Raw genomic sequence first — 25,236 nt, 5'->3', positions numbered from 1 at the left:
TGATCCCGCTCGGGCATCTCAGGCGCCCGGACGGGCCCCCGGCGCGCTCGGGGTCGCATGCCCCGGAAGTACACAGACCGCGTCGAGTCCGAGCACATGGTTGAGTCGGCCGAAGGCGAGCCAGGAGCCCAGGCACATACTCAGTTCCACGATCTCGGCCTGGCTGTAGTGCGCGGTCATCCGGGACCAGAAGTCCTCGTCGAGGTTGTGATGGTCCACGGCGTAGCGTTCGGCGTATTCGGCGGCCAGCCGCGCCCGGTCGTCCAGCACATCGGTATCGCGCCACTGGGCGACGGCGGTGTCGAATCCCTCCTCCACCTTTACGCCGTCGCGTTCGGTACGCCAGTCCAGGCAGAACACACACCCGTTGATCTGGGCGATCCGCAACCGCGCCGCCTCGAATTCGCGCAGACCGAGCGTGGTGTGCGAGTACACCGCCAACGAGAAGTTCGACGCGGCGACACCGATCCCGGGCACCATCTCGCCCCAGACGTAGCCGATCGGATCCTTGCCTTCGGGGATGTCAACTCTCATGACCGTTCCTTCCCAGCTTTCCCGCCGCGGGCCGCAGCGGCACATCGAGCGCGTCGTAGAGGCCGGGCCCGGCCGCGACCAGCCAGTCGATCGCACTCACCAGCCGTCCCACCGCGGTGGCGTTACCGCCGGCAGCGTAGTTACCGCCCTCGTCGGTGGCCTCCACGGTGACTTCGATCCGCGGGCGTCCTTCGATGATCACCCGGTGGGCGCCCTCGCCGTTGGGTGGGGCCGGCCATTCGGGTGCGCACGAGGGATGGATGCGGGTGATGTGCTCCACCACGATCCGGGGCTCCCCGGCCACGATCCCCTGCACCTCGAAGCGCATCGCGCCCTGGGTACCGGCCTCGAACTTGCCCATGGTCGCGGTCTCGACGGTGGTTTCCAGTGGTAGCCGCCGCACGGTCTCCCGGATCTCGTCCAGTTCGACCCCGAGCGCCCGGGCCATGAGCCGCACCTGACCGCCCCACACCATGGTCGGAACGGTGGGTGCCACCATGGGCGGCACCTGATCCATCGGTTGCCCCATACCCACGAGGTAGCGCACGGAATCGGGCTGGTCGTAGCTGGAGTAGTCGAAGATCTCCTGGCAGCGCACCACGTCCACGACGCTGCCCAGACCGCTGACCAGCAGTGGCAGCACATCGTTGCCCCAGCCCGGGTCTATTCCGGAGACGAACAGCGAACCTCCACCGGATTCGGTCGCGGCCAGTACTGCCTCGCGCATCTCGGGCGGTGCGTTGCGCTGGTCGTAGAGGGCATACAGCGCCGGCGTCACCACGACCGCGCCGACGCCGATCGCGCGGACGATATCGGCGAGGGCGTCGTCGGGCCGGATTTCACCGGAGGCGGCGTACACCACCGCGCCCGGACGGCTCGCGAGTACCGCGTCGATATCGGTGGTGGCGGCGATGCCGAGCGCCCGGTCCAGTCCGGCCAGTTCGCCCGCGTCCCGGCCGGCTTTGGCGGGATCGTGGACGAGGACAGCACGGAGTTCGAGTGCGGGGTGGGCGTCGACCGCCCGGATGGCGGCGCGGCCCACATTGCCGGTCCCCCAGACGACCGTCGAGATCATCGCCGGAGTCTAACAAGCGCTTGGTTGTGAAGGGGGCGATTCCGGCAGCTTCGCCGGCGATACCTGATCGTTCGCCGGGTGGCCGATATCTCCGCCGGCGGGAATGCCGCACCGGACCCACACCCGTATCGTTTACCTGGTGACGGAATTCCTCACGGACACAACGGAATCCGATTTACCTTCGGTTACCCGGATGTTACTGCGCGCTGACGGCTCGATGACGAAACTACTGGAGGCGCTGGTCGGCCGCCCGCTGGCGCTCGACCTCACCGATCAGCACCTGACCATAGGCCGCGGCCTCGACCCCACGGTACGGGCGGCCCTGCGCTGCGCCGACTCCGATCCCGTGGTCGTCCGCCGCTCGACCCTCACCACGAGCGACGGTGCGGCGGTCTCGTGGAACTGTGTCGCGGTAGTGGCCACCGACGACGAACTCACCGCCCTGCTCACCGACGAACGACTACCCATCGGCCACAGTCTGGCCGCCGCCCACCGCCACCTGGCACGCACGGTACTGGGCGCCGGGGTCACCCGGTGGCCGGTGACCGGGGACCAGGAAGACCGGCCCTGCGCGTACAAGGAAAGTGTGCTCAGCGACCACGGGTCCACCGTGGTGGCACATCTGCACGAGCGCTTCAACCCCGCCTACGTCCCATTGGACGCGGACCGGTGAAGGTACTGATCGTCGGCGCCGGGATCGGCGGGCTGACGACCGCCCTGCACCTGCACGCGGCCGGGATCGAGGCCCAGGTGATCGACCGGGTGCAGACCCTGCGCCCGCTGGGGGTCGGCATCAATCTGCTGCCACACGCCACCGGCGCCCTGGCCGAACTCGGCCTGCACGACGCACTCGCCGCAACGGGGGTCGCCACCTCCGAACTGGTGCACTACGACAAATTCGGCAACGAGATCTGGCGGGAACCGCGCGGACTCGCGGCCGGGCACCGGTGGCCGCAGTATTCGGTGCACCGGGGTCGGCTACAGGCATTACTGCTGGACGCGGTGCTCGCGCGACTCGGTCCCGGTGCAGTGCGCACCGGATACCTTTTCACCGCAGCCACCCAGGAGGACCGGTCGGTCCGCGTAACCGTCGAGGACCGCGACAGCGGGAGCGCCGTCGAATTGACCGCGGATGCGGTGATCGGCGCCGACGGTCTGCACTCCGGAGTGCGGGCACTGCTGTACCCCGGCGAGGGACCGCCGCGCTGGAACGGAATCCGGATGTGGCGCGGGGTGGCGACCGCGTCGCGTTTCCTCAGCGGGACGTCGATGCTGATGGCCGGTAGCAACCACGCGGCCAAACTCGTCGCCTACCCGCTCACCACCGCCGCGCCCGGTCACGATGTGCTCGTCAACTGGGTCGCCGAGGTTCGGATACCGCAGGACACACAGGGTGAGGCCGAGTGGACGCGCGCCGGGCGCCTCGACGAGGTACTGCCGCACTACCGCGGCTGGCGGATCGCGGGCCTGGACGCGGCGGAGCTGATATCCGCCGGCGAAACCCTGCTGGAGTATCCGATGGTGGACCGGGACCCGCTGCCACGCTGGAGCTTCGGCCGGGTCACCCTGCTCGGCGACGCCGCGCATCCGATGTATCCGGTGGGCTCCAACGGCGGTTCACAGGCGATCCTCGACGCCCGCGCGGTGGCCGCCGGATTGGCGGACGCCGGCGATCCGGTCGCCGGGCTGGCGGCCTACGAAGCGGCACGGCGCGAACAGGCCAACGCCGTGGTGCTCGCCAACCGGGATATCCCGATGGACCGGACGCTGCGCATGGTGGCGGAGCGGGCACCGGCGGGCTTCGCTCGTATCGAGGATGTGCTGACCGATACGGAACTGCGTGCGATCAGCGACGGATACCGCCGGACGAGCGCGGTCCGGTAGCCGGCACGCCGGGCCGGCCACCGCCGCGCGAACCGCTACGCGGATTCGGGGAGCTGCTCCCCCTGCACCACCTGGATATCCAGATCGATCTTGACCGTGGTCCCGATCGCCGCGACACCGGCGCGCACCACCGCGTTGTAGTCGATGGCGAAATCGTCACGCCGCAGAGTGGTCTCGGCGTGGAAGGCGGCCCGGATCCCTCCCCAGGGATCCGGGCCGAACCCGCCGTAGGTCAGCGCGAGATCGACCGCGCGGCGCTGCCCGTGCAGCGACAGCTCACCCGCCATCACCCAGGTATCGCCGCCGGTCCGGCTGAGCCCGTTGCTGGTGAAGGAGATCAGCGGATAGTTCTCGACATCGAGGAAATCGCTGGACCGCAGATGGGTGTCGCGCATCTCGATACCGGTATCGATGGTGGCGGCCTTGATCTCGGCGTACCCGGTGGTCTGTTCGAACCGGTCCGCGATATCGAGCCGGCCGCTCACTTCGGCGAACCGGGCTTTGATACTGGAGATACCCAGGTGACGCGCGGTGGCGATCACCGAGGAGTGCACCGGATCGATGGTCCACGGACCGGCCGGCGGCAGGGCGACGGCGTCCACCACCGGCACCAGCGCGATATCGCCCAGCAGGCCCGACCCCGAGGACGAGATCTGCACCGCCCGGGCCGCGGGCTGATACCCGGCGGCGGTGATCACGGCCGTGTGCACACCCGGACGGACCGGCTCGGTGGAGACCACTCCGTTCTCATCGGATACCGCGCGGCAGATCTGCCGACCGCGCATATCCGTCACGGTCAGCACCGCTTCGGGTACGGGCCAGCCGTCGGCGCCCTGGATGCGGCCGGTCACACCGGACATGAGCATCACCTTTTCACCACTCAGAGTTGATTAGCACAAGCAACTAGTTGCCGATGCCGAATATACCCACGCCACCGAACCGCCGACAGAGGTGGTGGCCTCATCCCTCGATGATGGAGAGCGCACCGCCGATCCGGACGAAGGCCGACGGAGTGAGCCCGAACATCGCCCGGAAGGTATCGCTGAAATGGGACGGCGAGGCGAAACCCGCGTCCGCGGCCGCCCGGGTCATATCGTGGCCCGCCGCGTGGGAACGCGCGATTCGCACCATCCGCGCCCACTGGACATAGCGGCGGAAACTCGTCCCGGTCTGCGCGGCGAAGGTGCGCAGGAAATACGAGGTCGACAGCCCCACGCCGCGCGCACAGTCCGCGGCCCGGTGCGGATGCGCGGGGTCGGCCCGGATCGCCGCCGCCACCGCGGCGATCCGGGCGTCACGGATCGCCGGCAGCGGCACGCTGGCCAGCGCCAGGATCCGTTCGATATCCGGATCGGGCGCGCGGCACAGGGCAACGAGTTCGTCCTCGTGGCGGTGGGCGTAGGGGTAGCCGGCGGCCACGGCCGTCATACCGCCCAGACACCGGGTCATCCGGGCACTGGTCGGATCGAAGAAGCAGAACAGCATCCGCCCGTCGGTCTCCACCAGATGGTGGACCACCCGGGCGCGGAACAGGAAACTGCGGGCGGTGAGGTCCACCGATTCCCCGGCGCGGACCCGGAACGGCGCGTCCACACCCAGCCCCAGCGAAGGGATCGCGGTGGAATGCGGGGCCAGGCCCAGCCCGGGACCGAGATAGACGGCATGCCCCAGCCGCACCCACAGACGCGCCGCCGACGCGGGCGCGGCGCACGTTTCCGGAAGTGCCGACAGGGTCATACGCGCGACGATACCGGCGCGTGATCGACCAGCGGTTCGAACGCGATACCCACCGCGGACCACTCTCAGGAGGCAGCGATGACCACCGATCGAATCGACCCCGCCGCGAACCGATCTCCGGTGTCGTACGAGACCACCGTGGACGGAGCGAGACTGTGCTACGCCGCGGCGGGGGCCGGGGACCCGCTGGTCCTCTTACACGGCTGGCCGCAATCGCATCTGGCCTGGCGACACCAGATCGGACCGCTGGCCGAGAGCCGGCGGGTGATCGCACCGGACTGGCTCGGCTGGGGTGATTCGGCCCGCGATACCGCTCTGTCGTGCGACTACGACAGCGAGGTCGACCGGATCGCGCGCCTGCTCGACGCCCTCGAGCTCGACCGGGTCGATCTGGCCTGCCACGATTACGGCGGCTTCCTCGGACTGGGTCTCGCACAGCGCCATCCCGACCGGGTCCGGCGGCTGGCCGTCCTCAACTCACGCGCCCACGGCACTTTCGTCGCACCGTACGCACTGCTGTTCGGGGTGTTCACCGTCGCCGCCCGGCGGCGTCTCGGACGGCGCCTGATCACCACGCCGGCGCTGCACGCGGTACATCGCTGGGGCCTGCGCCGGTACCTGCGGAACGGGACCTTCACCCCGCAGCGGTCGGAACAGGACCTCGGCTTCCTGCGTACCCCCGGCGGACGGCGCTGGTACGCGCATTTCTGGTCGGGCTACGAGGTGCGGGTGCGCCCGGAACTGGGCGCGCGGCTGCGGGAGATCGCCTGCCCCACCACGATCGTCTGGGGTATCCGGGACCCCGCGATCCCGATGACCACGGCGCTGGAGCTGGCGCGGAATATCCCGCACGCGGAACTGGTGTGTATCGACGCCGACCACTTCCTGATGGAACAGCGACCCGCGGAGGTCACCGAGGCGCTGCGCCACTGGCTGGCGCGGCCCGCACTGTGACAGCGAGCCCCGTACCGGACCGGCTACCGGCCAACACTCGCCGAACTGTGCGAGCAGGTATGAGTGCGGACATCCCGGGTAGCCGCCGCGTATGGATCGGACAAGCGACCGGACCGCGGCCCGGCGCGGGCGGATTCACCGGGCGACCGGGGCGGCGGCGTCCGAATTCCGGGCGGACCGGCGATGACACTGCGGATCGGCACCTCGGGGTGGCAGTACCGGGACTGGCGCGGCGTCCTCTATCCGGACGGATGCCCGCAGCGGCTGTGGCTGGAACACTATGCCGCGAATTTCGCGACCGTCGAGAACAACAACGCCTTCTACCGGTTACCGGCACGGGAGACCTTCGCGTCCTGGCGCGAACGTACCCCCGGTGATTTCGTCGTCGCCGTCAAAGCCAGTCGTTTCCTGACACATATGAAACGCCTGCGCGACCCAGGGGAACCGGTATCGCGACTGCTGGACCGCGCCGCGGGACTGGGATCGCGCTTCGGACCGGTGCTCCTACAGCTGCCCGGGACATTGCGGGCCGATCCGGTCCTGCTCGATACCTGTCTGCGCTGTTTCCCGGACGGTATCCGGGTCGCGGTCGAACCCCGGCACGAATCGTGGTGGTCCCCGCGTATCCGTGGCGTACTCGAGGACAACCGGGCCGCGCTCTGCTGGGCCGATACCGGATCGCATCCGGTGACACCACAGTGGCGGACCACCGACTGGGGCTATCTGCGCCTGCATCGCGGCCGAGCGCGTCCGCTGCCTCGCTACGGTCCGCGCGCCCTGCGGACCTGGGCCGAGCGGTTGACCGGAACCTGGGGCGCCCGCGACGACGTATTCGTCTACTTCAACAACGATCCCGGCGGGGCGGCCGTCCGCGACGCCGTCGCGTTCGCCGCCATCGCGACCGAGATCGGTGCCACCGTGACGCGTACACCCACCGCCCTCGGCCGGGCGGCCCCGGCCTGACGCGGCGGCAGTGGCCGCGGGGACGGATCTCCGGGTTTCTCGCGGGACCGTTCGGGTATCGCGCGGCTGTCCGGCGTCGCGTGCTCGCGAACCCGGACTCGCGGTGCCCATCGACGACCACAGTGTTCGGAGGAAACCATGGAGATCGGCTACAAGCTCGCCGCCGAAGGATTCGGCCCCACCGAACTGGTCCGGCAGGCCGTTCGCGCCGAGGCCGCCGGGTTCGATTTCGTCGAGATCAGCGACCATTTCCACCCGTGGCTGGACAATCAGGGCCACTCCCCCTTCGCCTGGTCGGTACTCGGTGCCATCGCGTCGGAGACCGAGCGGATCGGACTCGCCACCGGCGTCACCTGCCCGACCGTGCGGTACCACCCCGCGATCATCGCGCAGGCGGCCGCGACGCTCGCGCTGCTCTCCGAAGGCCGCTTCACCCTGGGCCTCGGCTCCGGTGAGCGCTTGAACGAGCACATCGTGGGTGAGGGTTTCCCGGTCGATGTGGCCGGGCGCCACCAGCTGCTGCGGGAGGCGGTGGAGATCATCCGGCTGCTGTGGCTCGGTGGATACCGGTCCTATGACGGCCGGTACCTGAAACTGTCCGACGCCCGTATCTTCGATCTCCCCGCGGAACAACCACCCATCGCGGTGGCCGCGGGCGGGAACAATGCTGCCGAACTCGCCGCGGAAGTGGGCGATGGACTCTTCGCCACCGAGCCTAGGCCGGACCTGGTGGCCGGCTACGAATCGGCCGGCGGCGCGGGGCCGCGCTACGCCGAGGTACCCATGGCCTGGGCGCCCGATGTACACACCGCCGCCGCGGCGGCGCTGGACACCACGCGCTGGGCGCTCACCGGCTGGAAGGTGATGAGCGAACTGCCCAATCCGGTGAATTTCGAGGCGGCCTCGTCGACGGTACGCGAGCAGGACATAGTGGACCGGTTCGCCTGCGGGCCGGACCCGCGACGCTATCTCGACGTCGCCCAGCCCTTCGTGGATGCCGGATTCGACCATCTCGTGATGCAGAACGCCGGGCCCGATCCGGACGGTTTCCTGGACTTCTTCCGCGCGGAACTGGACGAACCCCTGCGCAAACTGACCCCGCAACCGGTCTGACGGGCGTGGAGCCGGTAGGTCGCGGTACCCGGCACAGACCGCGATTTCGCCGGATCGGCGATTCGATCGGCGCCGTCCGGGTATGGCGCCTGCCGTGAATGGCATGAGTATCAGAGACGTAGCGCAACGATCGGGACCGTTCGCCTCGCTGTACATCGACGCCGAACACGACACCGAGGACGCGGAACGGCAACGCGCCCTGCGCTGGCGGGCGCTCGCCGAGCGACTCGCCGCCGGGGGCGCGTCGGAACAGATGATCGCGGTGCTCGGCGCCGCGGTCACCGGTGCTCCACCCGAACCGGGACGTACCGGCCGGGTCCTCATCGCCGACGCCGAGTCGGTACTCCTCGACAGACGGCTACCGGCGCCGCCGCAACCGGAGATCGTCCGGGTGTCGGCACTGCCGTATCTGCTGCCGCTCATCGAATCCGGAGCGGAGGAGGTACCGCACGCGGTGGCGGTGGTCGATCGGGTCGGCTCGGATATGTACGGAGTCGACGAACAGGGCGAGGTGGTCGACGAATCCATCGAGGGCACCGGGCATCCCGTCCACAAGGTGCGCCACGGTGGCGGGTGGTCTCATCGTTCGATGCAGCGGCGAGTCGAGGAGACGGTCCGGCGCAATGCCGACGAGGTCGCCGATGAACTCACTCGCGTCGCCCGGCGGGTCCACGCGGAGGTCGTGGTGGTGGCCGGCGAGGTCGGCACCCGGTCAGCGGTTCGGCGGGCACTGGGTACCACCGGGGCGCGGGTGGTGGAGGTCGAGGCCGGAAGCCGGGCCGCGGGCTCCGGCGACGCCGAACTCGACGAGGCGATCCGCGAACTCGTCGCCGAACAGGCCGAACAGCGCCGCGACGAGGTGGTGGCACGTTTCGACAAGGCCCAGGGCCGCGACGAGGGACTGGCCGTCACCGGATTGTCCGGGACGGTCTCGGCGCTGCTGGCGGCCAATGCGGAGAATCTGCTCATCAACTCCGCGGCGCTCGGTGATCGCACCGTTCGCCTCGCGGCCGAACCGCTGCGCGACCCCGCCGAGCTCGGTGCGCCCGGGACGGACACCGGGGCGACCTGCCGGGCGGACGAGGCGCTGCCGGTGGCCGCGCTGGTCCGAGGCGGCACAGTCACGCCGGTCGGCGAACAGGCCGCACCGCTGGAGGGAGTGGGCGCCCTGCTGCGCTACGCCTGACCGACAACCGCTCGAATCGAGACAGGTCGAGACAGATCTGGACAGGAGGAACAGATGGAACGAGGCAGCAGCAAGCACGGTCCGGCGCGCGACGAGCAGCTGGCGCACGAGCTCCAGGGCACCCTGCGCGGTAACCGGTCCAGCCGGGCCGAGGAATGGCGCGATCCGGAACCACCCGCCGACGACGATCTCCTGATACACGAACGGGTGGACCGGACCGAACGCCGCGACCGCGGATAGCCGCTCGGCCCGAGACAGTTCCCGAACGACAGCGCCGAGCCCTCGGAATCGGCCCGGCGAGGCTGTCGAGACGGCCACCGACCGGCACTCCGCCCGATTCGGTGGGCCGCGGCGAGCACTGTCACGCGAGGTCGTCGGGCGGAACAGAACCCCGGACGACAGAACCGGCCGCCTGTGTACGGGCGGCCGGTTCGCTGTGTACGTGACGGTCTCCGGTGCACTCCGTCCCGGATATCCGCCGGAATTCCCGCTGGTACCCGGCACAGTGGCCGGTGCTCCGGTCAGGACGGCATCTCGGTGGCCTGCGCGGTATCGATCACGCCGAAGGTCTCGCCCTGCGGAGCGGTGAGTACGCCCATCCGGCCGAACGGGCTGTCGTCGGGCCCCATCACCAGCGTCGCGCCCAGACCGGTCGCCGCGGCGAGGATCGCATCGGTGTCGTCCACCTGGAACCAGGTCAGCCAGTACGCCGGTCCGGCACCGGGGTTCTTGGTGGCATCGTTCAGACCGCCCACCGGTTCCCCGTCCGGAGTGAGCGCGAAGGTCGCGTAGTCGACATTCACCCCGTCGCCGATCTCGGTGAAGGTCCAGCCGAACACCTGCGAGTAGAACTCCTGGGCCCGCTGGTAGCCGTCGGTGTGCAGCTCGTTCCAGCAGTACGCCCCGGGTTCGTTGTAGATCCCGGCACCGGAGTGCCGTTTCGCCTGCCATACCCCGAAAGCCGCGCCGGTGGGATCGGTCGCGACGAGCATCCGTCCGACGTCCAGCACGTCGAAGGGCGCGGCCAGGACGGTACCGCCGGCGGCCACGATCGCGGCGGCGGCGTCGTCGGCGTTCTCGGTGGCGATATAGGTGGTCCATACCGAGGGCATGACCGGCCCGGGTGGTTTGGGACCGATGCCCGCGGCCGGGTGACCGTTGCGCAGCGCCATCAGGTAGCCGCCGGCTTCCGGCGCGCTCTCGGCGATCTCCCAGCCGAAGAGGGCGCGGTAGAACTCACGGGCCCGGTTCGTATCGTCGACCTGACAGTCCGCCCAGCACGGAGTGCCCGCGGGCCAGGGGGTTTCTCGTATCGGCATTGCGTGTCCTCCGTGTTCCGTTTCGGGTTCGCACGAGCGATTACGGGGCCTTGCGGCGGATGGGACAGAGCCGGATGAGAGAGACGCATACCGCCGCGAGTGGTGCCTTGCTCCACGGCCGGTGGTGAGCCAACGGTATCCAGCGGACGGCAGGCGGGCAACCACCTGGCAACGTAGCTGCCCGGCGCCGGACCCCGGAACCTCAGTTGCCTATATTGTGAGTCTGTGCTCATAATGTGAATCCACTGTGGCCTGCGTCACGGATTCGGTGCCACGGGCACGAGTACCGCGCCGGGCCGAGTGCGACTCGATGGGATACACAAATGTCAGACCTTGCCACGATGATCAATACGGCCGCCGCGGTGCTCGCGGTGGTCGTACTGATCATCCGATTCAAAATCAACCCGGCGGTATCGCTGGTCATCGGCTCGGCCTATCTGGGACTCACCGCAGGCCTGGGCACCGAGCAGACGGTCGAAACGATCGCCACCGGTTTCGGCGACATCATGGCCGAGGTCGGGTTGCTGATCGCCTTCGGTGTGCTGACCGGTGCGATGCTGCAGGAAACCGGGGCCATCGAACGCCTCGTCCAGACCCTGATCCGGGTCTTCGGTGTCAACCGGATGCCGTACGCGCTCTCGCTCACCATCGCCACCGCCCTGCAATCGATCTACCTCGATGTCCTGCTGGTGATCTCGGCGCCGCTGGCCCGGTCCGCCGCCGCCAGGATGACCAGGAAGGGCACCGCCCGGATGGCCACGGCACTGGCGATCGGCGGTGAATGCGGGATCGTGCTCACGGTGCCCGGTGTCGGCGCCCTGGCCCTGGCCGGCCTGCTCGGCGTACCGCTGGGCAAAATGCTGCTGTTCGGCCTGATCCTGGTGATCCCGACCGTCACCATCGCGGTGGCCGTCATGTGCTTCCTCTTCGATCGCGGCTGGTGGAACGAAGAGCGCGACGAACAGCCCTACTCGAGCGCCGAACAGCCGGATTCCACCGGCGACCGGACGAGTCCGGGCGAGGACGAACCCGCAGTCGGGACCGGTGGTCTGGCTGTCGCCGCACCCGGACGGACCGAGGTCCGCACCCCGCTGCCACTCCTACTCGCTCCGCTGCTCACCGCACTGCTGCTCATCGCCGCCGGCGCCGTCCTGGATGTCGCCGATATCCACCATCCGGTGATCGGATTCCTCTCGACCCCGGTCATCGCCCTGCTGATCGGGCTGGTCGGCACCAGTATCGTCGGCCGCCGCAGTGTCGGCATCGACCGGATCCAGCGGTGTATCGCGACCGGCTTCCAGGAGAGCGGGCAGATCCTCATCCTGACCGGTGTCGGCGGATCCCTGGCCGCCACCATCGCGGCCACCGGCCTCGGCGATATCCTCGGCGACTACTTCAGCGCGAGTACCGCGGCGCCCCTGCTGATGGTGTGGGCCATCGCGGCCGTACTGCATATCGCGGTCGGTTCGGTGACGATCTCGGCGATCACCGCGGCGGGCATCCTGGCCCCGGTGGCACCGGCGCTCGGCATCGATCCGGTGCTGATCGCCCTGGCCGCGGGCGCCGGATCCCTGTTCGCCGTACACGTCACGAGCAACACCTTCTGGCTGCTGCAGTCGCTGATGGGTCAGACGACGCGCGGCACGCTGAAAACCTGCTCGGTGGGTGTCTCGGTCGCCTCGGTGGTGGCGATCCTGCTCATCCTGCCGCTGAGCCTGGTCCTGTGAACCTCGCAACCGAGAGGGAAGATATGCACAACGAGCCCGTTCGCCCGCTCGCCGGGATCCGGGTCCTGGAACTCGGCAACTACATCGCCGCCCCGACCGCCGGCCGGATGCTGGCCGATTTCGGCGCCGAAGTGATCAAGGTCGAACGTCCGGTGACCGGCGACGAACTGCGCCGCTGGCGGCTGTACGACGGTGAGACCTCCATGCTGTACCGAACGGTCAACCGCAACAAGAAGTCCATCGTCGTGGATCTGCGCACCGAGTCGGGCCGGGCCCTCGTACTCGATCTGGTCCGCGAATGCGATGTACTGCTGGAGAATTTCCGGCCGGGGACCCTGGAACGGTGGGGAATCGGGCCCGAAGCGCTCCAGGAAGCCAATCCGGACGTGGTGATCACCCGGATCTCCGCGTACGGGCAGACCGGACCGCAATCGGCGCGGCCCGGTTTCGCCGCGGTGGCCGAGGCGGTCGGCGGGTTGCGCGAACTCATCGGCGATCCCGATCGCCCGCCGGTACGCACCGGTGTCTCCATCGGCGATTCGATCGCCGGGATCTACGCCGCGTTCGGCACGGTCATGGCCCTGTTCCAACAAGTACGCAGCGATGCCCCGATCCCGTTGACCGAGCGCATCATCGATGTGGCACTCAACGAGTCGATCCTGTCGGTGATGGAATCACTGGTGCCCGACTATCTCGCCTACGGCGTGAAACGCGAACGTGTGGGTGGCCGGATGGAGGGTATCGCGCCCAGTAACGCGTATCCGTGCGGCGACGGCACCAGCATCATCGTCGCCGGTAACGGCGATGCCATCTTCCAGCGCTATATGGAGACCATCGGCCGCCCGGATCTGGGCGCCGACCCGGAGCTGCGCGACAATGCGGGCCGCTGGGCCCGCCGCGACGAACTGGATACCGCGATCGCCGACTGGACCCTCCGGCACACCCGTGCCGAGGCACTGGAGATCCTCGACGCGGCCGGGGTGCCGTCGGGCCCGATCTACACCGCGGCCGATATCTGCGCCGACGAGCAGTACGCCGCGCGCAATATGATCCAGCGGTTCGAGGTGGACACCGGCGCGGCGGAACCGGCCACGGTGGGATTCCCCGGCATCGTCCCGGTGATCGGCGAGACCTCGCTGCCGATCCGTACAATCGGCCCCGACCTGGGTGAACACACACGCGAGGTACTCGCCACGGTACTGCGCCTCACCGACGACGAAATCGACGCCGTCACAGGAACTTCGGAAAAAGAGGTTACGGTATGACCTTCACCTACACACCGGCGGCACAACTGCGCGACGTGACACTGCGCGACGGACTGCAGCTCACCGGCAAACCGCTGGACACCGAGCGCAAGGTGGGGTTGGCCCGCGATCTGCTCGCGCTCGGGGTGCCCGAGCTCGAGATCGGGTCCATGGCACGCCCGGACCTGGTACCGCCGCTGGCCGATACGCTCGAGGTCATCGCGGCCCTGACGCCGGAGGAACTCGCGCGATGCTGGGTATGGGTGGCCACACCGCGCCATGTCGAGAAGGCGGCCGCGGCGGGCGCGCGTAATTTCCAGTACTGCCTGTCGGCGTCGGATTCGCACAACCAGGCCAATATCGGGCGCAGCACCGAGGACAGCGTCGCGGCCATGCCCGCGGCGATCGAACTCGCCCGCGACAGCGGTGGCGCCATCCAGCTCTGTATCGCGACTGCGTTCAGCTGTCCGTTCGAAGGCGTTGTCGATCCCGCGCGAGTACTCGGTATCGCCGCGGATCCGAGGACCGACGGTGCCGCCGATATCGTCGTCGCCGATACTCTCGGCCAGGCGGTACCGGCGCAGGTGAGCCGGCTGATCCAGGCGGTTCGCACGAACACACCCCCACGCCGGATCGTCTACCACGGCCACGATACGTGGGGTCTGGGTGTGGCGAACACACTGGCGGCCGTCGATGCGGGCGCGACGCTGGTGGACGGCTCGCTGGGCGGACTGGGCGGTTGCCCCTTCGCGCCCGGTGCGAGCGGCAACACCGCCACCGAGGATCTGCTGTTCGCCACCCGGCCGGACTGGCTCACCCCCGCGGTGCTGGCGACCGTCGTCGGGACCGGCGAGGCATTGCTCGCCGATCTCGGCGAACCCAACCGTTCCAAGACCGCCCAGGGCGCACGTTCGGAGGCCCGCGCCTTCGAATGGGTGATCGGCGGGCAGTCGTGACGGCTACGGATTTCCTCGTCACCACCCCGCTACCCGACCCGGGTATGCGGCTGCTGGAAGCCGCGGGATCGGTGACCGTGGCCGCGAGCCGGATGACATACGAGGAATTGGCGGATGCCTGCGGATCCGGCAACTACCGGGTGGTCGTGGCGCAGTTACAGGACGAATTCGACGCCGCGCTCCTGGACCGGGCGAAAATCGCCGGTATCAGCAATTTCGCGGTGGGTTACAACAATATCGATATCGCCGCGGCCACGGCGAACTCCATTGTCGTGGGCAACACCCCCGGTGTGCTCACCGACGCCACGGCCGATCTCGCGCTGCTGCTGATACTCGCGGTCGCACGGCGGGGCGTCGAAGCCGACACCTTCGTCCGGTCCGGGCAGTTCAGCGGCTGGGAACCGGAACTGCTGCTGGGCCACGATGTCAGCGGCCGGACCCTCGGCCTGGCCGGATTCGGCCGGATCGCGCGGGCCACCGCGCGCCGCGCGCTCGCCTTCGGGATGACGGTGAACTTCAGTCCGCGGCCGCCCGGTGAGCGTCCGGTGAGCGCGGAGGAGCTCGGTGAATTCGCCGGGCGGGTGCGGCAACTGCCCTGGCCCGAACTGATCGCCACCAGCGACTATCTCTCGCTGCACGTCCCGCTGAACGAACAGACCCGCCACCTGGTGGACGAATCCGCGCTCCGATCGATGAAACCGTCGGCGATTCTGATCAATACCGCGCGCGGCCCGATCGTCGACGAGACAGCGCTGGTCGCGGCACTGCGCGACGGAACGATCGCGGGCGCCGGGCTCGATGTGTACGAGGACGAACCGCGGCTGGCACCGGGGCTGGCCGATCTGCCCAACACCGTGCTGCTGCCGCATATCGGGAGCGCCACCGTCCCGGTGCGTGCCGAGATGGCCCGCCGCTGTGCCGAGAACGCGGTAGCCATGGCCCGCGGCGAACTCCCGCCCTATCCGGTCAATCCGGAAGCGCGGGCACGCTGACCACGGGAGATCCCGTATCCCCGGCGGGAATACGCCCGCCGAGGGTGCGGGTCACCTGTTCGGCGTAGCCGACGAGCAGGTCCACCCAGGCCTCGCATTGCGCCAGCGGCATCCGCAGCGTGGGACCGCTGATCGTCAACGCCGCGACCGCTTTCCCGGCCGCGTCGAATATCGGTGCGGACAGTCCGGACGCCGAATCCTCCCGTTCCCCGGCACTGATCGCGTAGCCGTCGGCCTTCGCCCGGGCGATGAGCGCACGCAGTTCGGGCGGACTGGTGACCGTGCCCCCGGTCAGGGGTTCCAGCGGTGCCGCGAGCACCCGTTCGGCGAGTTCGGAATCCCAGGCCAGCAGAATTCGGCCCGCCGATCCGGCGTAGAGCGGAATGATCTTGCCCACGTACATGTCCCGGCGCAGCGCGTGCCGGGTCTCGGCGATCGCGACGCACACCCGGAACCCGTGCTCGGCCCGGAACACACAGGCGGTCTCACCGGTGACGTCGCGGATCTCGCGCAGCACCGGATCGACGATCGACAGCAGATCCAGCCCCTTGACCGCCGTGGCCGCCCAATAGCTCATCCGCAGCCCGACCCGGATCCGGTCCCCGGCCCGATCCAGCAGACCCCGGTCCACCATATTGGTGACCAGGCGCTGCACCGTGGAGGTCGGTAATCCGGTGGCCTGCTGGATCTCTCCGAGCGTCAGCGCCGGCCGGGCCGGGGAGAAGGCATCGAGAATCTCGGTGATCTTTCCCAGTACCAGCAGCGGCTGGTGATTCGCGGCCGCAGCGCCGTCTTGCCTCGACATACCGCCGAATCTACGCCGCGCGCGCCCGGCCGGCGCCGGACGCCGCCGGTACGCACAGGTACAGCCCACCGGGCGGCACTCCGGGCCGCGCGGTGGGCTCGATTCCCGCCGTACCGGCGGTATCCGGCATCGGCGATCAGACCTGCACGAGTTCGGGATCGGGCTTCTCGGTGTCGTCGGTCGCTCCGGATGCGCTGGACCGGTTCGGCAAGAGGACCGCCGTCACGATCACGATCACGGCCAGCGCCGCGGACACCACGAAGGCCAGTCGCATACCGTCGAGCTGCGCGGTCAGCGCGTCGGTGCCCGCGGCCTGGAGCGCGGTGGTCCGGCTCGCCATCACGGTCACCACCAAGGCCGTGCCCAGGGCGGCGGCGACCTGCTGGAGGGTGCCCAGCATGGAACTGCCGTGCGAATAGAGATCCTCGGGCAGGGCCCCCAGCGCCAGCGTGAACACCGGAGTGAAGGCCGCGGCCAGCGACACCATGAGCAGGATGTGCAGGGCCAGCAGCTGCCAGTACGGCATGGCGGCGGAGATCTGGGTGAACCCGGCCAGTGCCGCGGTGATACCGATCGAGCCGGGGATCACCAGGACCCGCCCACCGAACCGGTCGAACAGCCGGCCGATCACCGGCCCGAGCACGCCCATGGCCAGACCACCGGGCATGACCAGCAGACCGGTCTCCAGCGGCGACAGACCGCGCAGGTTCTGCAGATACAGCGGCAGCAGCATCATCGAGCCGAGCATCGCCAGGAACGCCACCGCCATCAGGATCAGGCCCTTGGTGTAGGTGCCCGAGCGCAGGATACGCAGATCCAGCAGCGGGGTACCGTGCCGCTGCAGCCACAGCTGCCGGGCCACGAACAGACCGATCAGGACGGCCCCGGCGAGGGTGATCAATGCCGGGGTGGCCACCGTACCGGCCTCGAAACGGCTCAGCCCGTACACCAGGCTGCCGAACCCGAGCGCGGCGAAGACCACACTGAACCAGTCGATGGAACCGGTCTCCGGTTCCCCGATGTTCTCCAGCCGCCGCAACCCGAACCAGGTGACCACACCCGCGATCGGCAGCACCAGCACGAACAACCAGCGCCACGACGCGATCTGCAGTACCAGCCCGGAGATCACCGGCCCCATGGCCGGCGCCACCGAGATGGCGAGGGTGACATTGCCCATGACCCGCCCGCGGTCGCGTTCGGGCACCACCGTCATCAGGGTGGTCATCAGCAGCGGCATCATCACCGCGGTACCGCCGGCCTGGATGATCCGGCCGATGAGCAGCACCGCGAACGAGGGGGCCACGGCCGACAGCGCGGTACCCGCGAGGAAGACGCCCATGGCCAGCGCATACGCCCGGCGGGTGGTGACCCGCTGCAGGAACCAGCCGGTCACCGGGATGACAGCGGCCATGGTGAGCATGAAGGCGGTGGAAACCCACTGCGCCGCCCGCTCGGTGACCGCGAGATCGTGCATCAGGCGCGGGATCGCGTTGATCATGATGGTCTCGTTGAGGATCACCACGAAGGTCGCGATGACCAGCAACCGCACGACGGCCGGGGTACCTCCGCCGGGCCGGCGAACGGATAACAGGGCGGGCATCGGCTACCTCCGGAGGTCGTGAGCGAACTGGCGTGGCCCGAGAGCGGTCGTCCTCGACCGCCGCTCGGCGCGTACGTGAGAACAGACGAGTGAGCTGCGCTGTGCTCATCGGTGACGCGCCAGTGTTTCTTACGGCTACGCACCGGATCAATCGGTTTTCGGGCGACCGTATTCCCGGTCACAGCCGGAATCGGCAGCTCCGGACAGTTCGGGGCCGACCGGTCCCGGGCCGATGTGAGTGAGGTCATGTCCGCCCGTCCGGCGGCTCGCGGTGGCGGGGGCCATACCGGCGCACTCCCCCACCCGCGCGACTCGTCCACGGGTATCAGGACAGTCCCAACTGCCGGGCGGCGATATCGAGGTCCTTGTCACCGCGGCCGGACAGGCACAGCAGGACGACCGAACCCGCGGATACCGCACCGCGCTCGGCGAGTTCCAGCAGACTTCCTACGGCATGTGCGGATTCGAGGGCGGGAATGATCCCTTCGCTGTGCGCGAGCTCCTGCATCCCGCGCAGCGCGAGATCGTCGGTGACGGGCACCGAGTCCAGACGGCCGCTGTCCTTCAGGTAGCTGAGTTCCGGGCCGACCCCCGGATAGTCCAGCCCCGCGGCGACGCTGTGTGTTTCGGCGATCTGGCCGTCTTCATCCTGGAGCAGGTAGCTGAAACTACCGTCGATCTCGCCGACAGTGCCGAGGCTCAGCGAGGCCGCGTGCGCACCGGTGTCCAGTCCGTGCCCGGCGGCCTCCGCGCCGAGCAGCCGGACGCCGGCATCGGCCACGAACGGCCGGAAGGCGCCGAGGGCGTTGCTGCCGCCGCCGATACAGGCGATGACGTAATCGGGCAGCCGGCCCTCGGCGGTCAGGATCTGAGCGCGGGCCTCCGCACCGATGGGGTACTGGAAATCCCGGACGATCCGCGGGTAGGGGGCGGGCCCGGCCGCGCTGCCCAGCAGGTAATGCGTGGTGTCCACCTGCGAAACCCAGTCCCGGACGGATTCGGTGATCGCCTCCTTGATCCGGCGCTTCCCGGTTTCCACCGCCCGGACCTCGGCGCCGAGCAGTCGCATCCGGGTCACGTTCGGCCGTTGCCGTTCCATATCGACGGCGCCCATATATATGGTGCTGCGCAGACCGAGCATCGCGCCCACCGTGGCGACCGCGACCCCGTGTTGTCCCGCACCGGTTTCGGCTACGATGCGGTGTTTGCCCATACGCCGGGCCAGCAACGCCTGCCCGAGCGCATTGTTGATCTTGTGCGACCCGGTGTGGGCCATATCCTCCCGTTTGAGGTAGACCGTCGGCGCCGCCGCCCCCAGCCGCGCCGCGAATCGCGGCACCTGGTGCAGCAGTGTGGGTCTGCCGACCCGGGTCCGCAACAAAGCGGTGAGTTCCCGGGTGAACGCCGGATCCGCGCGGGCCACATCGTAGGCGTGTTCCAGCTCGAGCAGGGCCGCCATGAGACCCTCGGGAACGTATCTGCCCCCGAATTCGCCGAATCGACCGCGTTCATCCGGGAAATCCCCGGGACGAAAGGTATTCCGCTCGACCCCGTGACCGACGACCATCCAGCACTCACATTCCCTGTTCCCGACTCCACTGCGGAAAGTGTGTCGGCCCGGCGCAAGCACTGGGTCACCTCTCGGCAACGAAATAGTTAACAGTACTAAATGGTCGGATTTTCGCCGCAACCGACCTGACGCGCAATCCGGGTCTTCCCCACCACGAGAACTGGACCCTATTGTAGGATTGTCGACAATATGGGTCCGGCTCGACCGGCCGCCGACAGGGAGGAGCATCCACCGTGCTCACGGAAGCCACACTCACCGCCGCCGAACGGAAAGCCGTCGAGTCGGTACCCACCGGCCTCTTCATCGACGGCCGTACGTACGAGACCGCGAAGACCATGCCCGTCCTCGATCCGGCGACCGGCCGGCGTCTGTGCGAGATCGCCGACGCCGGCCCCGAGGACGGTCTGGCCGCACTCGATGCCGCGGCGAGCGCGCAGGCCGCATGGGCACGCACCGCCCCGCGTGAGCGCAGCGAGATCCTCATGCGGGCCCACCGCATGCTGCTCGACGACGCCGACCGGCTCGCCCTGATCGCCACCCTCGAAATGGGCAAACCGCTGGCGGAAGCCCGGGGCGAGATCACCTACGCCGCAGAGTTCTTCCGCTGGTTCGCCGAGGAGGCCGTACGGCTCGACGGCGGCTATATGCCCGCACCGGGCGGCGGTGCCCGGTTCCTGGTGACCAAGCAGCCCGTCGGCCCCAGCCTGCTGATCACCCCGTGGAACTTCCCGATGGCCATGGGCGCCCGCAAGATCGGGCCCGCGCTCGCCGCCGGCTGCACCAGCGTGGTCAAGCCCGCCGAACAGACACCGCTGTGCACCCTGGCTCTCGCGCAGATCCTGCACGAAGCCGGGGTACCCGCCGGTGTGGTGAACGTGGTGACCACCTCGGACCCCGGTGCGCTGATGACACCGCTGATCCACGATCCGCGCTCGCGCAAACTGTCGTTCACCGGTTCGACCGCGGTGGGTAAGAAACTGCTGGAACAGTGCGCCCGGACGGTGATGCGGACCTCGATGGAGCTCGGCGGCAACGCACCGTTCCTCGTATTCGACGATGCGGATCTCGACGCGGCGGTCGAAGGAGCACTGGCGGCCAAGATGCGCAATATCGGACAGGCCTGCACCGCGGCCAACCGGTTCTTCGTCCAGCGCGGTGTACTCGACGAATTCGCCGCACGGCTGGCCGCGCGGATGGGCGAACTGCCGCTGGGCCGCGGCACCGAACCCGGGGTCGTCGTCGGCCCGCTGATCGATTCGGACGCGGTCGCCAAGGTGAGCGGACTCGTCGCCGACGCCCGCGCCCGCGGCGCCCGCGTACTGCTGGGTGGTGAACCGCTGGACGGTCCCGGGAACTTCTATCCCGCGACCGTCCTGGTGGATGTCCCCGACGCGGCGGAGATCTGCCATACCGAGGTCTTCGGCCCGGTCGCGAGCATCGCGTCCTTCGAGACCGAGGAGGAGGCCGTGGCACGCGCCAACGACACCCCCTACGGTCTGGTCGGCTATGTGTACACGGAGGGTCTGCGGCGTGGGTTGCGGGTCTGCGAAGCGCTCGACACCGGCATGGTCGGCCTGAACCAGGGTGTCGTATCCAACCCGGCGGCCCCGTTCGGCGGGGTGAAAGAATCCGGACTCGGGCGCGAAGGCGGCCTGGTCGGCATCGACGAATTCCTCGAGATCAAATACATCGGAGTGCCACTGTGAATTCCTATCGGATCGCGACGATTCCGGGCGACGGTATCGGCGTCGACGTCACCGCCGAAGCGGTGAAAGTTCTCGACCGGGTACTGCCCGGGATCGAATGGACCGAATTCGACTGGTCCTGCGAGAACTATCTGCGCACCGGCGCAATGATGCCCGCCGACGGACCCGAGCAGCTCGCCCGGTTCGACGCGATCCTGCTCGGCGCCGTCGGGTTTCCCGGAGTACCCGACCACATCTCGCTGTGGGGGCTGCTGATCCCGCTGCGCCGGGCCTTCGGCCAGTACGTGAACCTGCGCCCGGTCCGGTTGCTGCCCGGGACCACCTCGGCACTGCGCGACCGCACCGCCGCGGATCTGGATCTGCTCATCGTGCGGGAGAACTCCGAAGGCGAGTACTCCGAGATCGGCGGCCGGCACAACCCCGGCCGGCCGGACGAATTCGTGTTGCAGGAATCGGTGTTCACCCGGGTCGGCTGCGAACGGATCATCCGCTACGCCTTCGACCGGGCGACCGAACGCGCGGGCCGGGTCTGCTCGGCGACGAAATCGAACGGCCTCATCCACTCCATGCCCTACTGGGACGAGGTGTTCGAGCGGATCGCGGCCGAATACCCGGGGGTGGAAACCCGGCAGATGCACGTCGACGCGCTGGCCGCCGAGATCGTGCTGCATCCCGACCGGCTCGACGTGATCGTCGGCTCCAATCTGTTCGGCGATATCCTCTCCGATCTCGCCGCCGCGGTGACCGGCGGTCTGGGACTCGCCCCGTCCGGCAATATCAACCCACAGCGGGACGCGCCGTCGATGTTCGAGGCGGTCCACGGCAGCGCACCCGATATCGCGGGCCAGGGCATCGCGAACCCGGTGGCGCAGATCCTCGCGGGTGCCATGCTGCTCGAACATCTCGGTGAGCACGCCGCCGCGGCGGCGGTCGATCGGGCGGTCACCGATGTCCTGGGCAGCGGCGGTCCGCGCACCCCGGACCTCGGCGGTACCGCCACCACCACCGAGGCCGGTACCGAGATCGCCGAACGCGCGTCGGCACTGCTGCACGCCTGACCGCGGGCCGGGACCGCCGGTCCCGGTACCCACCGGCCCGTCCTGTTCCACCTCGCAGATGTCGCACGGATCGTCACCCGGCGTAGACGTTCAGAACCGGGCCGGCCCAGGCCCGCCCGCGCGTACTCGGCGATCTTCGCCGATGAACCGCATCGTCGGCCCCGGATCATGCCCAGCTCCACCGCACGCCGCCACAGCGCCGTCCCGGCAGCGCAGTACAGGTGCGGCGGATCGGCGAACCCCTCCGTCAACCAGTCGCCGGGCTCCTCGTCCGTATCGATATCCGCGAGCGCGGTGAAACGGGTCAGTCCGTCGAAGAAATCACGCCGCCGGGCGTAATCGGGATGCTCGTCGATCTCGAACCGGTAGCAGTACTCCCGCGCGAGCAGGATCTCCATCACCCGGAAACACGTGAACGAACAGTCGTACTCGTCCTGGAACGCGTACAGGCAGGCGAACCGGTCCCGGACCCGGCGGTCCGCCGCCGGATACCGCGCATGCAGTACCCGCACCGACCATTCGACCAGATCCTCGATCTCGTGCATCGACACACGCGCGAGGATATGCCCGCTCTCCGACGTCTGAGCAGCGTCGCACCCGGAGTTCGGATCCGCGGTCGTCGATTGCCACTTGACGGCGGACATTTTGCAGTGAACACTGCTCTCAATAGAGAGCAGTGTTCACATCATCGCCGAGGAGCGGGTATGTACGAAGTCTGGAAATGGGCAAACCTCACGCTGGCCTTCGTGCTCGAGTCGGCCGCGTTCGCGGCGGTGGCACTCTGGGGATGGAAGGCCGCCGACACGACTCCGGTCAAGCTGGTACTGGCGATCGGCGCGCCGGTACTCGCCGTATCGCTCTGGGGTCTGTTCGCGGCACCGAACGCGCGCTTCGACCGCCCGCTACTCGCGGTCACCACCGAAATCCTGGTCTTCGGCGGCGCGACGGCCGCGCTGTGGACCACACACCACCGGACCGCCGCGGCGGTTTTCGTTATCGTCCTGATCGCGAACCTGCTGATCATCCGGCTCGGACACCTGACGCCGTGAAAAGGCGGCACCCGGTGGATCCACTTGGGCCGTCACTGCCCGGAGCACGAGCCGTTTCGGGCGCGGTGGCACGGGTCCGGCACCGTGTTCCTTTCTTCCTGATTGCCCGGCGACATTCTGGGAACAGCCAGTGTGTGGACGGTCCCGGGTCAGGAGCTCCTTCCTCCCGCTCGATCCGGCCACGCGATAAGGCCGCCGGTTCCGCAACCCCGGAGCCGGTCCATTCGCTCGGAAGGAGACGCCGAGAGCATGACCAGCGAGCAGCCCGAAATCCTGACGACCGATGCCGGCATCCCGGTCGAGAGCGACGAGCATTCACTCACCGTCGGCCCGGACGGGCCGATCCTGCTACAGGACCACTACCTCATCGAGCAGATGGCGCAGTTCAACCGGGAACGGATCCCCGAGCGCCAGCCACATGCCAAAGGTAGTGGCGCCTTCGGCCGGTTCGTGGTGACCAACGATGTCAGCGCGTATACGAAGGCCGCCGTCTTCCAGCCGGGTGCCGAGACCGAGATGGTCGCCCGGTTCTCCACGGTCGCCGGCGAACGCGGCAGCCCCGACACCTGGCGTGACCCCCGTGGTTTCGCCCTGCGCTTCTATACCAGCGAGGGCAACTACGACATGGTCGGCAACAACACGCCGGTGTTCTTCATGCGCGACCCGATGAAATTCCAGAATTTCATCCGCTCGCAGAAGCGCCGCGCCGACAACAACCTCCGCGACCACGATATGCAGTGGGATTTCTGGACTCTGTCGCCGGAATCCGCCCACCAGGTCACCTGGTTGATGGGTGATCGCGGTATCCCCAAGACCTGGCGGCATATGAACGGCTACTCCAGCCACACGTATATGTGGGTCAATGCCGGCGGTGCGAAGTTCTGGGTCAAGTACCACTTCAAAACCGATCAGGGCATCGATTTCCTCACCCAGCAGGAAGCCGACCGCCTGGCCGGTGCCGACAGCGATTACCACATGCGCGATCTCTACCAGTCCATCGATCGGGGTGAATATCCGAGCTGGACGCTGTACATGCAGATCATGCCGTTCGGCGAGGCGCAGAGCTACCGGTTCAATCCGTTCGACCTCACCAAGGTGTGGCCGCACGGGGACTATCCCCTGATCGAGGTCGGGCGGATGACATTGGACCGCAATGCCACCGACAACCACACCGAGATCGAACAGGCGGCGTTCCAGCCCAACAATCTGGTACCGGGGATCGGTCCGAGCCCGGACAAGATGCTGCTGGCCCGCATCTTCTCCTACGCCGACGCGCACCGGGCGCGGCTGGGCGCGAACTATCAGCAGATCCCGGTGAACGCGCCGCATGTCCCGGTGCACAGTTACAGCAAGGACGGCGCGATGCGTATCCAGCCGGTATCGGATCCGGTCTACACGCCGAACTCCAAGGGCGGACCGCGTCCCGATATCGACCGCTACGGTGAGCCGGCCGGCTGGCATACCGACGGCGATCTGGTGCGCGGCGCCTATACGCTGCACGCCGAGGACGACGATTGGGGTCAGGCGGGGACCATGGTGCGCGATGTCCTCGACGACGCCGCGCGCGAACGGCTGGTGAACAATATCGTCGGCCATCTGCTGGACGGGGTCACCCGGCCGGTGCTCGAGCGCGCGTTCGAATACTGGCGCAACGTCGACAAGGAGCTCGGGGACCGCATCGAGAACGGTGTCGCCGCGAAATCCTGATCCCGCCGACCGGCGGCCGCGGGCAGCTCGGGCCCGCGGCCGTCGCGGCATCCGGGC

At 68.5% G+C, this 25,236-nt stretch carries 23 protein-coding genes; 15 read left to right on the top strand and 8 right to left on the bottom strand.

All coding sequences use genetic code 11. From position 1 onward, the window contains the following. Positions 1–18: 18 nt before the first annotated feature. Together ACWEWT_RS26940 and ACWEWT_RS26935 are read right to left on the bottom strand one after the other, a co-directional pair. Positions 19–534, bottom strand: a complete 516-nt coding sequence (locus ACWEWT_RS26940; protein ID WP_452563015.1) for a carboxymuconolactone decarboxylase family protein — start codon at positions 532–534, stop codon at positions 19–21. Beyond that, the gene (locus tag ACWEWT_RS26935) at positions 524–1,609 is read right to left on the bottom strand and encodes an NAD(P)H-dependent amine dehydrogenase family protein (protein WP_452563014.1); all 1,086 of its coding nucleotides are present in this window, start codon (positions 1,607–1,609) and stop codon (positions 524–526) included. The genes ACWEWT_RS26940 and ACWEWT_RS26935 overlap by 11 nt, the downstream gene beginning before the upstream one ends. 193 nt (positions 1,610–1,802) lie before the next feature. On the opposite strand from ACWEWT_RS26935, the gene ACWEWT_RS26930 reads away from it, so the two are divergent. Continuing rightward, positions 1,803–2,282: a hypothetical protein gene (locus ACWEWT_RS26930; RefSeq protein ID WP_452563012.1), complete on the top strand. Its 480-nt coding sequence runs from the start codon at positions 1,803–1,805 to the stop codon at positions 2,280–2,282. Next, positions 2,279–3,493: a flavin-dependent oxidoreductase gene (locus ACWEWT_RS26925; protein ID WP_452563011.1), complete on the top strand. Its 1,215-nt coding sequence runs from the start codon at positions 2,279–2,281 to the stop codon at positions 3,491–3,493. Before ACWEWT_RS26930 ends, ACWEWT_RS26925 begins: the two co-directional genes overlap by 4 nt. Positions 3,494–3,528: 35 nt before the next feature. Here the strand turns inward: ACWEWT_RS26925 and ACWEWT_RS26920 are convergent, their stop codons facing one another. Both ACWEWT_RS26920 and ACWEWT_RS26915 read right to left on the bottom strand, forming a co-directional pair. Continuing rightward, positions 3,529–4,353 carry a YceI family protein gene (locus ACWEWT_RS26920; RefSeq protein ID WP_452563010.1) on the bottom strand — a complete coding sequence of 275 codons (825 nt, stop codon included), beginning with the start codon at positions 4,351–4,353 and terminating at the stop codon, positions 3,529–3,531. A gap of 100 nt (positions 4,354–4,453) precedes the next feature. After that, complete coding sequence (locus ACWEWT_RS26915) at positions 4,454–5,230, bottom strand: helix-turn-helix transcriptional regulator (RefSeq protein WP_452563009.1); 777 nt, start codon at positions 5,228–5,230, stop codon at positions 4,454–4,456. 78 nt (positions 5,231–5,308) lie between these two features. Here ACWEWT_RS26915 and ACWEWT_RS26910 point away from each other — a divergent pair, with 78 nt between their 5' ends. From ACWEWT_RS26910 to ACWEWT_RS26890, 5 genes are all read left to right on the top strand, one after another. Further along, positions 5,309–6,184 (top strand): alpha/beta fold hydrolase, encoded by an 876-nt coding sequence (locus tag ACWEWT_RS26910; RefSeq protein ID WP_452563008.1) that lies wholly within the window; start codon positions 5,309–5,311, stop codon positions 6,182–6,184. Positions 6,185–6,367: 183 nt separating this feature from the next. After that, the gene (locus tag ACWEWT_RS26905; protein WP_452563007.1) at positions 6,368–7,147 is read left to right on the top strand and encodes a DUF72 domain-containing protein; all 780 of its coding nucleotides are present in this window, start codon (positions 6,368–6,370) and stop codon (positions 7,145–7,147) included. Between the two features lie 138 nt (positions 7,148–7,285). Next, positions 7,286–8,260 (top strand): TIGR03557 family F420-dependent LLM class oxidoreductase, encoded by a 975-nt coding sequence (locus tag ACWEWT_RS26900; RefSeq protein ID WP_452563006.1) that lies wholly within the window; start codon positions 7,286–7,288, stop codon positions 8,258–8,260. Positions 8,261–8,363: 103 nt separating this feature from the next. Beyond that, positions 8,364–9,446, top strand: a complete 1,083-nt coding sequence (locus tag ACWEWT_RS26895; protein WP_452563005.1) for an Rv2629 family ribosome hibernation factor — start codon at positions 8,364–8,366, stop codon at positions 9,444–9,446. A gap of 54 nt (positions 9,447–9,500) precedes the next feature. Next, positions 9,501–9,686, top strand: coding sequence for a hypothetical protein (locus ACWEWT_RS26890; RefSeq protein WP_452563003.1), 186 nt, complete (start codon positions 9,501–9,503; stop codon positions 9,684–9,686). 281 nt (positions 9,687–9,967) lie between these two features. Here the strand turns inward: ACWEWT_RS26890 and ACWEWT_RS26885 are convergent, their stop codons facing one another. Further along, on the bottom strand, positions 9,968–10,765 hold the full coding sequence (locus tag ACWEWT_RS26885; RefSeq protein WP_452563002.1) for a VOC family protein: 798 nt from the start codon (positions 10,763–10,765) through the stop codon (positions 9,968–9,970). A gap of 323 nt (positions 10,766–11,088) precedes the next feature. Between ACWEWT_RS26885 and ACWEWT_RS26880 the strand changes: the two genes are divergently transcribed. The 4 genes from ACWEWT_RS26880 to ACWEWT_RS26865 are packed head-to-tail and all read left to right on the top strand — an operon-like array spanning position 11,089 to position 15,684. After that, positions 11,089–12,492 (top strand): GntP family permease, encoded by a 1,404-nt coding sequence (locus ACWEWT_RS26880; RefSeq protein ID WP_452563001.1) that lies wholly within the window; start codon positions 11,089–11,091, stop codon positions 12,490–12,492. Positions 12,493–12,515: 23 nt separating this feature from the next. Further along, entirely contained in the window at positions 12,516–13,757 is a 1,242-nt protein-coding gene (locus tag ACWEWT_RS26875) for a CaiB/BaiF CoA transferase family protein (RefSeq protein ID WP_452563100.1), read from the top strand. After that, a complete protein-coding gene (locus ACWEWT_RS26870) occupies positions 13,754–14,692 on the top strand; it encodes a hydroxymethylglutaryl-CoA lyase (RefSeq protein ID WP_452563000.1) in 939 nt (312 codons plus the stop codon). The genes ACWEWT_RS26875 and ACWEWT_RS26870 overlap by 4 nt, the downstream gene beginning before the upstream one ends. A 44-nt stretch (positions 14,693–14,736) precedes the next feature. Further along, positions 14,737–15,684, top strand: coding sequence for an NAD(P)-dependent oxidoreductase (locus ACWEWT_RS26865; protein WP_452563098.1), 948 nt, complete (start codon positions 14,737–14,739; stop codon positions 15,682–15,684). On the opposite strand, the gene ACWEWT_RS26860 is transcribed toward ACWEWT_RS26865, so the two are convergent. The 3 genes from ACWEWT_RS26860 to trpB form a co-directional block, all read right to left on the bottom strand. Further along, complete coding sequence (locus tag ACWEWT_RS26860) at positions 15,659–16,489, bottom strand: IclR family transcriptional regulator (RefSeq protein ID WP_452562999.1); 831 nt, start codon at positions 16,487–16,489, stop codon at positions 15,659–15,661. The genes ACWEWT_RS26865 and ACWEWT_RS26860 overlap by 26 nt on opposite strands. 136 nt (positions 16,490–16,625) lie before the next feature. After that, complete coding sequence (locus ACWEWT_RS26855) at positions 16,626–18,089, bottom strand: MDR family MFS transporter (protein ID WP_452562998.1); 1,464 nt, start codon at positions 18,087–18,089, stop codon at positions 16,626–16,628. A 325-nt stretch (positions 18,090–18,414) separates the two neighbouring features. Continuing rightward, the gene (gene trpB / locus ACWEWT_RS26850) at positions 18,415–19,656 is read right to left on the bottom strand and encodes a tryptophan synthase subunit beta (RefSeq protein WP_452562997.1); all 1,242 of its coding nucleotides are present in this window, start codon (positions 19,654–19,656) and stop codon (positions 18,415–18,417) included. 338 nt (positions 19,657–19,994) lie between these two features. Here trpB and ACWEWT_RS26845 point away from each other — a divergent pair, with 338 nt between their 5' ends. From ACWEWT_RS26845 to ACWEWT_RS26830, 4 genes are all read left to right on the top strand, one after another. After that, entirely contained in the window at positions 19,995–21,365 is a 1,371-nt protein-coding gene (locus ACWEWT_RS26845) for an NAD-dependent succinate-semialdehyde dehydrogenase (RefSeq protein WP_452563096.1), read from the top strand. Continuing rightward, the gene (locus ACWEWT_RS26840; RefSeq protein WP_452562996.1) at positions 21,362–22,423 is read left to right on the top strand and encodes a tartrate dehydrogenase; all 1,062 of its coding nucleotides are present in this window, start codon (positions 21,362–21,364) and stop codon (positions 22,421–22,423) included. Before ACWEWT_RS26845 ends, ACWEWT_RS26840 begins: the two co-directional genes overlap by 4 nt. Positions 22,424–23,127: 704 nt before the next feature. Beyond that, entirely contained in the window at positions 23,128–23,472 is a 345-nt protein-coding gene (locus ACWEWT_RS26835; protein WP_452562995.1) for a YrdB family protein, read from the top strand. A gap of 249 nt (positions 23,473–23,721) precedes the next feature. Next, positions 23,722–25,179 (top strand): catalase, encoded by a 1,458-nt coding sequence (locus tag ACWEWT_RS26830; protein ID WP_452562994.1) that lies wholly within the window; start codon positions 23,722–23,724, stop codon positions 25,177–25,179. Positions 25,180–25,236: the final 57 nt, after the last annotated feature.

The organism is Nocardia sp. NPDC003963 (assembly GCF_053605105.1).
The sequence above is the reverse complement of the archived record's forward strand: the minus strand, read 5'-3'. Positions and strand labels throughout refer to the sequence as shown.